Source organism: Rhizobium sp. NZLR10, assembly GCF_019685125.1.
Lineage (GTDB): Bacteria > Pseudomonadota > Alphaproteobacteria > Rhizobiales > Rhizobiaceae > Rhizobium.
The window spans coordinates 79,781-93,505 of record NZ_JABDWE010000012.1; the positions used below are offsets into that span (position 1 = coordinate 79,781).

At 61.3% G+C, this 13,725-nt stretch carries 10 protein-coding genes; 8 read left to right on the plus strand and 2 right to left on the minus strand.

Annotated elements, in window-relative coordinates; translation table 11 throughout:
- Positions 1-147 precede the first annotated feature (147 nt).
- A complete protein-coding gene (xylA, locus tag HJB82_RS18815) occupies positions 148-1,458 on the plus strand; it encodes a xylose isomerase (RefSeq protein ID WP_207581847.1) in 1,311 nt (436 codons plus the stop codon).
- A gap of 90 nt (positions 1,459-1,548) precedes the next feature.
- Here the strand turns inward: xylA and HJB82_RS18820 are convergent, their stop codons facing one another.
- Complete coding sequence (locus HJB82_RS18820) at positions 1,549-2,580, minus strand: LacI family DNA-binding transcriptional regulator (protein ID WP_207581846.1); 1,032 nt, start codon at positions 2,578-2,580, stop codon at positions 1,549-1,551.
- Positions 2,581-2,748: 168 nt separating this feature from the next.
- Between HJB82_RS18820 and HJB82_RS18825 the strand changes: the two genes are divergently transcribed.
- The 5 genes from HJB82_RS18825 to HJB82_RS18845 all read left to right on the plus strand — a co-directional run bounded on the left by HJB82_RS18825 (position 2,749) and on the right by HJB82_RS18845 (position 9,203).
- The gene (locus HJB82_RS18825) at positions 2,749-4,275 is read left to right on the plus strand and encodes a sugar ABC transporter ATP-binding protein (RefSeq protein ID WP_221140977.1); all 1,527 of its coding nucleotides are present in this window, start codon (positions 2,749-2,751) and stop codon (positions 4,273-4,275) included.
- Positions 4,276-4,357: 82 nt separating this feature from the next.
- On the plus strand, positions 4,358-5,362 hold the full coding sequence (locus HJB82_RS18830) for an ABC transporter permease (protein WP_207581844.1): 1,005 nt from the start codon (positions 4,358-4,360) through the stop codon (positions 5,360-5,362).
- A gap of 100 nt (positions 5,363-5,462) precedes the next feature.
- Complete coding sequence (locus HJB82_RS18835; RefSeq protein ID WP_207581843.1) at positions 5,463-6,410, plus strand: substrate-binding domain-containing protein; 948 nt, start codon at positions 5,463-5,465, stop codon at positions 6,408-6,410.
- Positions 6,411-6,762: 352 nt separating this feature from the next.
- Positions 6,763-7,815: a sugar phosphate isomerase/epimerase gene (locus tag HJB82_RS18840; RefSeq protein WP_221131734.1), complete on the plus strand. Its 1,053-nt coding sequence runs from the start codon at positions 6,763-6,765 to the stop codon at positions 7,813-7,815.
- 200 nt (positions 7,816-8,015) lie between these two features.
- Positions 8,016-9,203 (plus strand): Gfo/Idh/MocA family protein, encoded by a 1,188-nt coding sequence (locus HJB82_RS18845; RefSeq protein ID WP_207581841.1) that lies wholly within the window; start codon positions 8,016-8,018, stop codon positions 9,201-9,203.
- Between the two features lie 76 nt (positions 9,204-9,279).
- Here HJB82_RS18845 and HJB82_RS18850 read toward each other — a convergent pair whose 3' ends face one another.
- Entirely contained in the window at positions 9,280-9,684 is a 405-nt protein-coding gene (locus HJB82_RS18850; RefSeq protein ID WP_207581840.1) for a DoxX family protein, read from the minus strand.
- Between the two features lie 213 nt (positions 9,685-9,897).
- On the opposite strand from HJB82_RS18850, the gene HJB82_RS18855 reads away from it, so the two are divergent.
- Positions 9,898-11,271, plus strand: coding sequence for a GH1 family beta-glucosidase (locus HJB82_RS18855; protein WP_221116603.1), 1,374 nt, complete (start codon positions 9,898-9,900; stop codon positions 11,269-11,271).
- Between the two features lie 206 nt (positions 11,272-11,477).
- Entirely contained in the window at positions 11,478-13,691 is a 2,214-nt protein-coding gene (locus tag HJB82_RS18860) for a bifunctional diguanylate cyclase/phosphodiesterase (protein ID WP_221140980.1), read from the plus strand.
- Positions 13,692-13,725 lie beyond the last annotated feature (34 nt).

Genomic DNA, 13,725 nt, shown 5'->3' on the forward strand with positions numbered 1-13,725 from the left:
GTCCTTCGGACCCCGGAGGGGAGAAGAGACTCGCAGCGGTGCCTCCGTTCCTCTTCTCCCCTCGGGGAGAAGGTGGCCCGAAGGTCGGATGAAGGGGCTGGATGGCACAGACGATAAGACTGAACTACCGACCCAAGGAGACCCAAGATGAGCACCGGATTTTTCGGCGATATCCAGAAAATAAAATACGAAGGCCCCGACAGCACCAATCCGCTGGCCTTCCGCCATTACCAGCCGGACGAGATCGTCATGGGCAAGCGCATGGAAGACCACCTGCGCTTTGCCGTGGCCTATTGGCACACCTTCACCTGGCCGGGCGGCGACCCCTTCGGTGGCCAGACCTTCCTGCGCCCCTGGTTCGAGGACACGATGAAGGCCGCCAAGCTCAAGGCCGACGTCGCCTTCGAATTCTTCTCGCTGCTCGGCTCGCCCTATTACTGCTTCCATGACGCCGACGTGCGTCCGGAGGGCAAGAATTTCGCCGAGAACACCAAAAACCTCAATGAGATCGTCGACTACTTCGCCGAGAAGCAGGCCGCAACCGGCACCAAGCTGCTCTGGGGCACGGCAAACCTGTTCTCCAACCGCCGCTACATGTCCGGTGCGGCGACCAACCCGGATCCTGACGTTTTTGCTTTCGCCGCCGCGACGGTCAAGACCTGCATCGACGCGACGCAGAAGCTGGGCGGCGAGAACTACGTGCTCTGGGGCGGCCGCGAAGGCTACGAGACGCTGCTCAACACCGATCTCAAACGTGAGCTCGACCAACTCGGACGCTTCCTCAACCTCGTCGTCGAATACAAGCACAAGATCGGCTACAAGGGCACGATCCTGATCGAGCCGAAGCCCCAGGAGCCGACCAAGCACCAGTACGATTACGACGTTGCGACCGTCTATGGCTTCCTCAAGAAGCACGGACTTGAAAACGAGGTGAAACTCAATATCGAGCAGGGCCACGCGATCCTCGCCGGCCACTCCTTCGAGCACGAACTGGCGCTTGCCAATGCGCTCGGCATCTTCGGCTCGATCGACATGAACCGCAACGACTACCAATCTGGCTGGGATACCGACCAGTTCCCGAACAATGTTCCCGAAATGGCGCTCGCTTACTATCACGTTCTGGCAGGCGGGGGCTTCAAAACCGGCGGCACCAATTTCGACTCGAAGCTGCGCCGCCAGTCTCTCGAGCCGGCGGATCTGCTGATCGGTCACATTGGCGGAATGGATTGCTGCGCCCGCGGCCTGAAGGCCGCTGCCAGGATGATCGAGGACAAGGCTCTGTCGCAGCCGCTCGCCGATCGTTATGCCGGCTGGGAATCCGCCGAGGCGCAGAAGCTCTTCCGCGGCGAGTATTCGCTGGATGAGATCACGACTTGGGTCGAGACCAAGGACGTCAATCCGCAGCCGAGATCCGGCAAGCAGGAACTGCTCGAGAACGTCGTCAATCGTTACGTCTGATCAAGCGCGCCGGCGGCGGCCAGCGGTCGTCGGCGCAACCCTTTCTGAACGGCCGCGGGCGCTATGTCCTCAGCCTCTATCTCTATCGGCTCAACGCTTCGACCAGTTGCGCGACGGCGCAGAGACGGAGTTTCGAACCACCAGATCCGGCCGGAGCAGGATTTCCGTTTCGGTCGGCCGGCCATCGGACAGGAGTTCGAGCAGCAGCGCCATCGCCTGTTTTCCGATCGCCGTTCTCGGTTGGCGGATCGTAGTCAGCGGCGGGGATATGAAGACGGCCTGCGGCACGTCGTCGAAACCGGTCACCGAGAAATCCCCCGGAATGTCGTAGCCTCGCGCGCCGAGCCCGATCATGACGCCGATCGCGGTCTGGTCGTTGACGCACATGAAGGCGGTCGGAAGCGTGTCGCGCATGAAAAGCTGTTCGACCGCATGCCGCCCGCTCTCGATCGTGCCATCGCCTTCGAGCACGATCCGCAAGTCGGGCGGGACGCCGGCGGCGTCGAGGCCGGCATCATAGCCCATGCGGCGTCTGGTATAGGCAAGCCGGGTGCGCGAATCGCCGATGAAGGCGATCTTTCGATGCCCTTCGGCCAGCAGCAGGTCCACCGCTTTCCTGGCGCCCTCGGTATCGTCGACGCCGACATAGGGAATGCCGCCGTTGAAGACAGGCTCGAAAACGCCGACGCTCGGCGGCAGCCGCGCAGTCATCGTCTGATGCCCGAAGGGCAGGATGCCGGTAAACAGGATAAGCCCGGCTGCCTGGTTGGAATTCAAGAATTTCAGATATTCGAGCCCGCGCTGGGCGTCGTTCTGCGTGTGGCCGATCAGGATGCCGTAGCCGTGCGCGCGCGCCTCGTTTTCCAACCCGACGAGAATGTTGGAGAAATTGGGGTCGCCGATATCGGGCGCCACGACGAGAATCATGTTGGAGCGGCCGAGCCTCAGGCTGCGCGCCATGGCATTGGTGGTGTAACCGGTGATCGCGATCGCCTGGTTGACCTTGAGGCGGGTGGAATTGGCGACCTTCTCCGGCATATGGATTGCCCGGGACACCGTCGCGATGGAGACCTCGGCGATCCGGGCGACGTCTTCGATTGTTGCGGGCGTGGAATTCGACACTGGGCTCTGCCTTGGGCTGTCTTCGCCGCGACACTACACAGACTTGTCGGGAGGTCAAAGGCAGGCTTCAACTGATCTGTGTAAATCAACGATGTAAACCTTTACACGATGTATGTAAAGGTTTACATAAGGTCCTTAGCGGCCGGAGAACCGCTTGGGGAGGATCTGATGACCGTGGAGACTGCCGACACTGCACCCGTGGTGCTGTCCGCTAGGCGCATATGCAAATCCTTCAGTGGGGTGCAGGTCCTCTTCAGCGTGAATTTCGATCTCCGCGCCGGCGAAATCCATGCGCTGATGGGTGAAAATGGCGCCGGCAAATCCACGCTTGTCAAGGTATTGTCCGGTTTCGAACAGCCGAGTTCCGGCGAAATCCTGCTCGACGGCAAGCCTGTCGTCCTGCCGCCCAACGGCGCTGCCGAGGCGCTTGGCATCGTCATCATTCACCAGGAATTCAACCTCGCCGAACATCTGACCGTGACGGAAAGCCTCTTTCTCGGGCGCGAAGTCACGCGCTTCGGCGTGCTCGACCGCAAATATATGAGGTCGGAGACACGCAAAGTTCTCGATGTGCTCGGTTCGCATGTCGATGAGAATGCGCAGATCAGCACGCTTTCCATCGCCGACAAGCAGATGGTCGAAATCGCCAAGGCAATCAGCCGCGACGCGCGGGTCGTGTTCATGGACGAGCCGACCGCGGTGCTGTCGCGGGAAGAGACCAATATGCTCTTCAAGCAGGTTCGCAAGCTGCGTGACCAGGGTACGAGCTTCGTCTTCGTGTCGCACAAGCTCGACGAAGTGATGGAGTTGACTGATCGTGTCACCGTGCTGCGCGACGGCCAGTGGATCAAGACGTCGCAGACGTCGATTCTGGACGGGGAATCGATCGCGCAGCTGATGGTTGGCCGCGAACTTTCGAGCCTCTATCCCGCCAAAGTGGAACCTGATGTCGACGAGGAGGTCGTCCTCAGTGTCGCCTCGGTGTCGACGGGCTATGTGAGGGATGCGAGCTTCGAGGTGCGCAAGGGCGAGATCATCGGCTTTTCCGGTATGATCGGCTCCGGCCGCACCGAGCTGATGGAAGCGATCGCCGGGTTGCGGACCCGTCTCGAGGGTGAGGTGGTCATCAAGGGGGAAACGGTTCCCTCCGGCGATGTCCATGCCGCCAATCGCTGCGGGCTCGCCTACATGACCAAGGACCGCAAGTCGAAGGGCCTGCTGCTGCGCTCCGGCATGATGACCAATTTGACCCTGCAATCGCTCGGAAGGCATTCTCGCCGAGGCTATCTCAGCCCGGGCAGCGAAGCGGGTGCTCTGGCGAAGGCCAAGCGCCGTTTCGACATCAGGGTGCGCGACGGCAATATCGTCGCCGGCCGGATGTCGGGTGGAAACCAGCAGAAACTGCTGCTGGCCAAGGTCATGGAGACCGAGCCCGACATCATCATCATCGACGAGCCGACGCGCGGCATCGATGTCGGCACCAAACAGCAGATCTATCATTTCATCTCGGCGCTGGCCCGGGACGGCCGTTCGATCATCGTCGTCTCGTCGGAGATGCCGGAGGTCATAGGCCTCTGCACGCGGGTGGTGGTGATGCGTGAAGGACATATCGTCGGCGTGCTCGAGGGCGATGAGATTTCCGAGCAGGAGATCATGCGTTACGCCGCCGGGCTTAAAAAGAAGGCGGCTGCCTAAGCCGAACACGAAGCGTCGTCGCGACGACGCCGATCACAGACAAGACGCCCAGCAGGTATGGGACGGGAGGTTGGTTTTGGAAATGAGTGTCAACGAGGAGACCAGGGAAATCCGGCGCCGATCCTGGCGGGATGTCGATCTGCGTGCGGTCGCGCCTTTCGTCGCCCTGGCACTGCTCCTGATCGTCGGGGCCCTGGTCAATCCCAATTTCATCGGCATCACCAACCTTGCCAATGTCGCGACGCGCAGTGCCTTCATTGCCATCATTGCGGTCGGCGCGACCTTCGTGATCTCAGCAGGCGATCTCGACCTGTCGGTGGGCTCGATGGTGGCCTTCGTCGCCAGCCTGATGATCCTGCTGATGAATTCGGGCGCCATCGAAAACCCGGTCCTGATGCTGACGGTCGCGGCCGTCTTCACGATTGTCGCCGGTGCGCTCTGCGGCCTGGCGAACGGCCTGATCACCACGGTGGGCAAGATCGAGCCCTTCATCGCGACACTCGGCACGATGGGCATCTATCGCGGCCTGACGACATGGCTGTCGCAGGGCGGCGCAATCACTCTTCGCTCCGCCGATATCCAGACGCTCTATCGTCCTGCTTATTTCGGCACTATCGCCGGTGTGCCGGTACCGATCGTGGTGATCCTGGCAGTGACGGCGGTTGCCGCCTTTATCCTCTATCGCACACGTTATGGCCGCCACGTTGTTGCTGTGGGATCAAACAGCGATGTTGCCCGCTATTCCGGCATCGCGGTCAATCGCGTCAGGACGATTGCCTTCGTCATCCAGGGCCTGTGCGTCGCCATTGCCGTGTTGCTCTATGTTCCCCGTCTCGGCTCGACGTCGGCAACAACGGGCATCCTGTGGGAGCTCCAGGCGATCACGGCCGTCGTCGTCGGCGGCACGGCGCTGAAGGGCGGCGCCGGCAGGGTCTGGGGGACGATCTGCGGCGCCTTCATTCTCGAACTCGTCGGCAATATCATGCTGCTTTCGAACTTCATCAGCGAGTATCTGATCGGCGCCATCCAGGGTGCGATCATCATCATCGCCATGTTCGTCCAGCGCTCGCTGGTGCGCAAATCATGAAATAATCAGGTTTGCATTGACCGGGGCTTGCAATTGACCGGGCTTCAGGGCGTCCGGTCCCGATATGGAAAAGTCCCTGAAATTATTGGGAGGAAATAGCATGCATAGATTGATGTTGGGCCTGGCGGTTGCGGCGGTGACGTTCGCCGGCGCCGCTCACGCCGAGGACAAGAAATTCACCATCGGCGTCTCCATTCCGGCCGCCGACCATGGCTGGACGTCGGGCGTGGTGTTTCATGCCGAGCGCGCCGCCAAGTTGTTGATGGCCGAACATCCCGGTCTCAACGTCATCGTCAAGACCTCGCCGGACGCTGCCAGCCAGGCAAACGCCGTGCAGGATCTCGATACACAGGGCATCGACGCCCTCGTCATCCTGCCGTCGGATCCGGATCCGCTCGTCAATGCCATCAAGGAAGTCAAGGGCAAGGGCAAGTTCGTCGCCCTCGTCGACCGCGCGCCGTCAAGCAACGACAACTCCGTGCGCGACCTCTATGTCGCCGGCAATAATCCGGCTCTCGGCGAAGTCGCCGGCAAGTACATCAAGGACACCACGCCTGATGCGCAGGTCGTCGTCATCCGCGGTCTGCCGATCCCGATCGACCAGCAGCGCCAGGACGGCTTCGACAAGGGCATTGCCGGCTCGAACGTCAAGGTTCTCGACCGCCAGTACGGCAACTGGAACCGCGACGATGCCTTCAAGGTCATGCAGGACTACTTGACCAAGTACCAGAAGATCGACGTCGTATGGTGCCAGGACGACGACATGGCCGTCGGCGTTCTGCAGGCAATCGAGCAGGCCAAGCGTACCGACATCAAATACGTCGTCGCAGGCGCTGGCTCCAAGGACATGGTGAAGAAGGTCATGGACGGCGACAAGCTGATCCCGGTCGACGTCCTCTATCCGCCGGCAATGGTCGGCACGGCAATGGAGCTGACGGCGGCGGCACTCTACGATCAGGTCCCGGTTCACGGCAGCTACATCCTCGACGCGACGCTCGTCACCAAGGACAATGCCAAGGACTTCTACTTCCCGGATTCTCCGTTCTGATCCATCGACTGGAGACATGCGCCCATTCGAAAGGATGGGCGCATTTTTAATGCGTCGATCCAGGGTACAGCCGAAAATGCTGCACGTACCTTTTGTCCGCCAAAGCCCACCGTGATTAGCTCGCGCCATTCGCTTCCGGCCTCGCGCCAAATCCGCTGGCTACTGCATAATTCCTTAAATCGGAATCGATTTAAGGATAAAATTATGCAGCGATCCTAAGTGTTACAGCGTCCCTTTGCGCGTCTTTTCAGACGCGCGGCGCTGTAAGGTAAGGAGGCGCCTTGCGCCCGCCAAATTGCGTGCTACAACACTTCAGAAACGTTTACGGTCGATATTCAGGGAGGAATCTGACATGAAGACGATCAAAGGCCCCGGCCTATTCCTTGGCCAGTTCGCGGGCGATACCGCTCCTTTCAACTCGTGGGACGCGATTACCAAATGGGCGGCCGACATCGGTTACAAGGGCGTCCAGGTGCCGACCTGGGCAAGCCAGCTGATCGATCTGAAGAAGGCCGCCACGTCCAAAGATTATTGCGACGAATTCGCCGGCAAGGCCCGCGAAAACGGCATCGAGATCACCGAACTCTCCACCCACCTGCAAGGCCAGCTCGTCGCCGTTCACCCAGCCTATGACGAAGCCTTCGACGGATTTGCCGCACCCGAGGTGCGGGGCAATCCGAAGGCGCGCCAGGAATGGGCGGTCGAGCAGGTCAAGATGGCGCTGACGGCCTCGAAAAACCTCGGCCTCAAGGCGCATGCGACCTTCTCTGGCGCGCTCGCCTGGCCGTTCATCTATCCCTGGCCGCAGCGTCCTGCCGGCCTGGTAGAGACCGCCTTCGACGAACTCGCCCGCCGCTGGACGCCGATCCTCGACCATGCGGATGAGAACGGTATCGACGTCTGCTACGAGATCCATCCGGGCGAGGATCTGCACGATGGTATCACCTTCGAGATGTTCCTGGAGCGGGTGAAGAACCATCCGCGCGCCAACATGCTCTACGATCCCTCGCACTACGTCCTGCAGTGCCTCGATTATCTCGACAATATCGACATCTACAAAGACCGCATCAAGATGTTCCACGTCAAGGATGCGGAGTTCAATCCGACCGGCCGCCAGGGCGTCTATGGCGGCTATCAGGGCTGGGTGGAACGGGCCGGCCGCTTCCGCTCGCTCGGCGACGGCCAGGTCGATTTCGGCGCGGTGTTCTCGAAGATGACGGCCAATAATTTCGACGGCTGGGCCGTGGTCGAATGGGAATGCGCGCTGAAACATCCGGAGGACGGCGCGCGCGAAGGGGCCGAATTCGTGGCCGCCCATATCATCCGCGTCACCGAAAAGGCCTTCGACGATTTTGCCGGCAGCGGCACCGACCAGGCGGCGAACCGGCGCATGCTGGGGCTCTAAGACATAGGGCGTGCTGCGAGGCTGCCCCTCACCCTAACCCTCTCCCCGTTCTGACGGGGAGAGGGGACCTGCCCACATCAAACGGTAGAGAGTGGCGAGGGACATAGCGGCATCGTCCTTCTCCCCGCCTGCGGGGAGAAGGTGGCGGCAGCCGGATGAGGGGCGCATCCGCACCAAGTTTTAAATTTCAGGAGGACAGAATGGCAATCGAAGCATCATCGGAACAGACCCGCGAGCCGCGGATCCGCCTCGGCATGGTCGGCGGCGGCGCCGGCGCGTTTATCGGTGCGGTGCACCGGATCGCGGCACGCATCGACGATCAGTACGATCTTATCGCCGGCGCGCTGTCGTCGACGCCTGAAAAGGCGGTTCAGTCAGGCCGCGATCTCGGCCTCGATCCGTCGCGGACCTATTCCAGCTACCGCGAGATGGCGATCCGCGAGGCAAAGCTGAAGAACGGCATCGAGGCGGTGGCGATCGTCACGCCGAACCATGTACATTACGACGCCGCCAAGGAATTCCTGAAGCGCGGCATCCATGTCATCTGCGACAAGCCGCTGACATCGAACCTTGCTGACGCGAAGAAGCTGAAGAAGATTGCCGACGAGAGCGGCGCGCTCTTCGTGCTCACGCATAATTACACCGGTTATCCGATGGTCCGCCAGGCGCGCGAGATGATCGCGAACGGCGAACTCGGCGATATCCGTGTCGTCCAGGCCGAATATCCGCAGGACTGGCTGACTGAGGCGGTCGAGCAGACCGGCCAGAAGCAGGCCGCCTGGCGTACCGATCCGGCACAATCCGGCGTCGGCGGCTCCACAGGCGATATCGGCACGCATGCCTATAATCTCGCCGCCTTCATGTCAGGCCTGGAGCTCGACAGTCTCGCTGCCGATCTCGACAGTTTCGTTCCCGGCCGCCGGCTTGATGACAACGCCCATGTGATGCTGCGCTTCAAGGCCAAGGGCTCGGAGAAGCCGGCCAAGGGCATGCTCTGGTGCAGCCAGGTGGCGCCCGGCCATGAAAACGGCCTGATGGTCCGCGTCTACGGTTCCAAGGGCGGGCTGGAATGGACTCAGAAGGACCCGAACTACCTCTGGTACACACCGTTCGGCGAACCGAAGCGGCTGATCACCCGGGGCGGCGCCGGTTCGGGCGCGGCTGCCGGCCGCGTCTCGCGCGTGCCGTCTGGACATCCGGAGGGTTATCTCGAAGCCTTCGCGACGATCTATACCGAAGCCGCGCATGCGATCAATGCCCGCAAGAAGGGCAAGGCCGTCGACAAGGCAGTGGTCTACCCTACTGTCGATGACGGTGTGAAGGGTGTGGCCTTTGTCGAGGCTTGCGTCGCCTCTTCCAAGAAAAACGGCGCATGGGTCAAGGTCTGAATCTGCCGATCCGCGTCGCCCAATGAAAAACGCCGAGGCGAGCTCAAAGTCGCCTCGGCGTTTTTGTTTATGGTGATTAGGCTGCGGCCGTGCGGCCACGCTTCAGCAGGTTGTCCACGCTCAACGGTCCTGCGCCTGCCGCCACCAGATATAGAAACACGAAGCAGAACAGGATTGCCGCGACGCCGCCGTTCTGCGCGGGGTAGATGCCTTTCGGCGCATGCCCGATGAAATAAGCGAAGGCCATCAGGCCGGAGAGCACGAAGGCTGCGATACGGGTCTGGAATCCCACCAGGACCAGGAAGCCGAGGGTGAGTTCGATAAGCCCGGCAATCCAGGAGAGCGAGCCCGCGGCCGGCACGCTTGCCGCAACCGGAAAATGCAAAATCTTCTGCGTTCCGTAGCTGAAAAGTACAAGTGACGAGACGATGCGCAGCAGGCTCAGCAGATGAGGCTGCAGCAGATGGACCGAAGAGAGCATGGGATTCCTTTCACATTTGTGATGCCATTTCCCGTGTAAGGATCGTGGCCTCAACAGCAAGTCACGCCTGCTGACATTGCCGTTATGAGTGCGGGCAGACGGGAAGAGGGGACTTCCTGCAACGTTGCAGTTTTTCTCGCTGCCAGCCTGTACTTTGCCTTCACGCTTGGCTAAATCCCGCGCAAACGGCCAACCTAGAGATAGGATTTTAAGATGATCGATCCGCAGAAACTCGCACAGCGCTTCCCCGGCGACTTCACCTTCGGCGTCGCCACCGCCGCCTTCCAGATCGAAGGGGCCAGCAAGGCCGACGGCCGCAAGCCATCGATCTGGGATGCCTTTTGCAATATGCCCGGCCGCGTCTATCATCGCGACAATGGCGACGTCGCCTGCGACCACTATAACCGACTGGAGCAGGACCTCGATCTCATCAAGGAGATGGGCGTCGAAGCCTATCGCTTCTCGATCGCCTGGCCGCGCATTATCCCCGACGGCACGGGTCCGGTGAATGAGGCCGGTCTCGATTTCTACGATCGGCTGGTCGACGGCTGCAAGGCGCGGGGGATCAAGACCTACGCGACGCTCTACCACTGGGATCTGCCGTTGCTGCTCGCCGGCGACGGCGGCTGGACGGCGCGCTCGACCGCCTATGCGTTTCAGCGCTATGCCAAGACGGTGATGAACCGCCTTGGCGATCGCCTCGATAAGGTCGCGACCTTCAACGAGCCCTGGTGCATCGTCTGGCTGAGCCACCTCTACGGCATCCATGCTCCGGGCGAACGCGATATGCAGGCCGCCCTTCACGCCATGCATTATATGAACCTCGCCCACGGCCTCGGCGTCGAGGCGATCCGCTCGGAAGCCCCCGATGTGCCCGTCGGGCTTGTGCTCAACGCCGCTTCGATCATCCCCGGCTCCGACAGCCCGACCGATCTTGCAGCCGCCGAAAGGGCGCACCAGTTCCACAACGGCGCCTTCTTCGATCCGGTCTTCAAGGGCGAATATCCGAAAGAATTCGTCGAGGCGCTTGGCGACCGCATGCCCGCCATCGAGGACGGCGACATGAAGCTCATCAGCCAGAAACTCGACTGGTGGGGTCTGAATTACTACACGCCCGAGCGGGTCACCGACGATGCCGAACGCAAGGGCGATTTCCCGTGGACGGTGAAAGCGCCGCCGGCAAGCGACGTCAAGACCGATATCGGCTGGGAAATCTATGCGCCGGGATTGAAGCTCCTGATCGAGGACCTCTACCGCCGGTACGAACTGCCGGAATGCTACATCACCGAGAACGGCGCCTGCGACAACACCGATATCGTCGACGGCGAGGTCGACGATAGGATGCGTCTGGATTATCTCGGTGACCATCTCGATGTGGTGGCCGGTCTGATCAAGGGTGGTTACCCCATGCGCGGCTATTTCGCCTGGAGCCTGATGGACAATTTCGAATGGGCCGAAGGCTACCGCATGCGCTTCGGCCTCGTCCATGTCGACTATCAGACCCAGGTACGCACAATAAAACAGAGCGGCAAATGGTACCGCGAACTTGCTGCCAAATTCCCGAAGGGCAATCACAGGCCGGGTTAGCGCCGTCGGCCTGATATAGGCGCCGGTTTGGAGTCTATTGCGTCTCATTTAAGCTCTCCGGCGCGGCACGGCGAGTCGATGCTGCTTGCCGTCATTTCGCGATGGCAATCCAGGCAGAAAAATAGATCGTTCGAAACCTGCAACAGCCGGTTGCTTAAACGTTTTTGAACCCTTGGCTGGCAAAGTCTGACGGTCAGGGAGCCGTAATGCAGACAGCCGGAAAGCCGCAGAGCAAGGGATTGGGAATAGGCCGTCACATTACCGTTACGGGCGTGCTTTTTTCCTTTGCCGTCATCGTCGCAATCGTCACCGTCATGGTGCTGACGGCGCTTGAACGCGTGGCCGAAAATGCCAATCTCCTCGATGATGAGCGCTCGCGCGAAACGACGATCGGGGCGTTGAAGACTTTCGAGGACCAGCTTGGCGCGACACTCGACGATTACGCTGCCTGGGACGATGCCGCCGTCAACGTCTATTCGCCCGATGGCATGGCCTGGACGGTGAGCAATTACGGCGAGATGTCAGTCAACAGCGCGCTTTTCGACATGGCGATCATCATCGATGACGGGAAGACGCCGATCATGGCCTATCGCGACGGCAAGCCGATGGAAGAGCCGCTCGCGGATTTCTTCGCGCCGTCGCTCTGGACCCTGTTCGAGACGGCGAAGACGGCCGGCCCGGCCGGTACGCCCCAAGCGGTCGGGTTCGTCACCACCAAACGCGGTGTCGCTGCTGTCGGCGTCGCATTGGTGCGGAAAAAATCCGGCGCGCTGGATGTGCCCGCCGGCCAACACCGCTATCTCGTTTTTGCCCGCCATCTCGACAATGACCGGGTGGCGGCGCTCGGCCAGACCTATGTCATCGGCGGGCTGAAGCTGGCGTCGGCGAGCTTCGAGGCCGATTATTTCGTACCGATCGTCGATCCGGCCGGGGGAACGCTCAAAAAACTCGTCTGGACCTCGCGTTCACCGGGTGATGTCGGCTACGCACAGGTGCGGCCGATGGTCCTGCAGGCGCTCGGCCTCGTCGGTCTGTTCTTCGTGGTGTTGCTGGTCATCGGCTGGCTTGCCGGCCGCCGGCTGAAGGCCGAGGAAAACAGCGCCCGCGAGGAGGCGCTGCGTGACCGGCTGAGCGGTCTTTCCAATCGCGATGGTCTCGGGCTTGCCGTCGACCGCTTCGTCGTCGAGGCGCGCCAGTCCAAGCGCAACGTGCTGCTCCTCTATCTCGACCTCGATGGCTTCAAGGAGGTCAATGACAGTTATGGCCACGGCACTGGCGACCAGTTGATCCGCGCGGTTGCGGCCGGTCTCGACGTGCTCATTCCGCAAGGCGCAGTTCTCGCCCGGATCGGCGGCGATGAATTTGCGATCGCCTTTCTCTCCGACAGCGAGAATGCCGCCGCACTGCAGCTTGCCGAGCAGATCCTCGATTTTCTTGTCGAGCCGCTGGAGATCGGTCGCCGCGTTGTCGTCGTCGGCGCAAGCATCGGCATCGCCATGTCGCCTTGCGGCATGATCGAGCGTGAAGAACTGGTGCGCCGCTCCGACCTTGCCATGTACAAGGCGAAGGAGGCCGGCCGCGCGCGGATGATGCTCTACGATCCGTCGATGGATGCGGATCGAGAGCAGCGCAATGCGCTGGAACTCGATCTCCGGATGGCCATCGAGAGCGGCGACCTGACGCTGGCCTACCAGCCATTGATCGATGCGGTCTCCCATGCGCCGACCGGTGTCGAAGCACTGGTGCGCTGGAACCGTCCGGGTCACGGGCCTGTTTCACCAGAGGTATTCATCCCCATCGCCGAGACCAGCGGTCTCATCGAATCGCTCGGCCTGTTCGTGCTGCGAAAGGCCTGCGAGACAGCCAAGCAATGGCCGGAACTCAACGTCTCGGTCAACGTCTCGCCCGGCCAGTTCCGCAATCCCGCCTTTGCCGACTATGTGCGCTACGTGCTGAAACAAACGGAAATCGAGGCCGGCCGTATTACGCTCGAGATCACCGAAGGCTACATGATTCAGAATCCGCAGCGTACCCGCCAGTCGATCGACCGGCTGAAGGCGCTGGGGGTCAAAGTGGCGCTCGACGATTTCGGCTCCGGTTTCTCCTCGATCGGTTATCTCAGGCAGTTCGGTTTCGACCGGATCAAGATCGACCGCTCGCTGGTCATGGGTGTCAACGAGGACAAACGCCAGCGCGAGATGCTGCAGGCGACGGTGGCGCTTGCCCGCTCGCTCGACATTCCGGTGACGGCCGAAGGCATCGAGACCGAGGAGCAGGCAATCGCCATGCGCCTCTTCGGCTGCGATTGCCTGCAGGGCTATCTGTTCGGAAAGCCGGTGACGGCCGAGCTTATCACCGAGATGCTGAACGAGCGACGCGCAGCGGAGCCGGCGGCCCGGCGCCGTATCGGCGCAGCCTGACCGGCAACGCCTCCCTCAGGCAGCGAGGCTGATC

Excerpts from the sequence above, each read along its gene's own strand:
- xylA (WP_207581847.1), top strand. The coding sequence starts at position 148 with ATGAGCACCGGATTTTTCGGCGATATCCAGAAAATAAAATACGAAGGC.
- HJB82_RS18825 (WP_221140977.1), top strand. The coding sequence starts at position 2,749 with ATGACCGTGGAGACTGCCGACACTGCACCCGTGGTGCTGTCCGCTAGG.
- HJB82_RS18830 (WP_207581844.1), top strand. The coding sequence starts at position 4,358 with ATGAGTGTCAACGAGGAGACCAGGGAAATCCGGCGCCGATCCTGGCGG.
- HJB82_RS18835 (WP_207581843.1), top strand. The coding sequence starts at position 5,463 with ATGCATAGATTGATGTTGGGCCTGGCGGTTGCGGCGGTGACGTTCGCC.
- HJB82_RS18840 (WP_221131734.1), top strand. The coding sequence starts at position 6,763 with ATGAAGACGATCAAAGGCCCCGGCCTATTCCTTGGCCAGTTCGCGGGC.
- HJB82_RS18845 (WP_207581841.1), top strand. The coding sequence starts at position 8,016 with ATGGCAATCGAAGCATCATCGGAACAGACCCGCGAGCCGCGGATCCGC.
- HJB82_RS18850 (WP_207581840.1), bottom strand. The coding sequence starts at position 9,684 with ATGCTCTCTTCGGTCCATCTGCTGCAGCCTCATCTGCTGAGCCTGCTG.
- HJB82_RS18855 (WP_221116603.1), top strand. The coding sequence starts at position 9,898 with ATGATCGATCCGCAGAAACTCGCACAGCGCTTCCCCGGCGACTTCACC.
- HJB82_RS18860 (WP_221140980.1), top strand. The coding sequence starts at position 11,478 with ATGCAGACAGCCGGAAAGCCGCAGAGCAAGGGATTGGGAATAGGCCGT.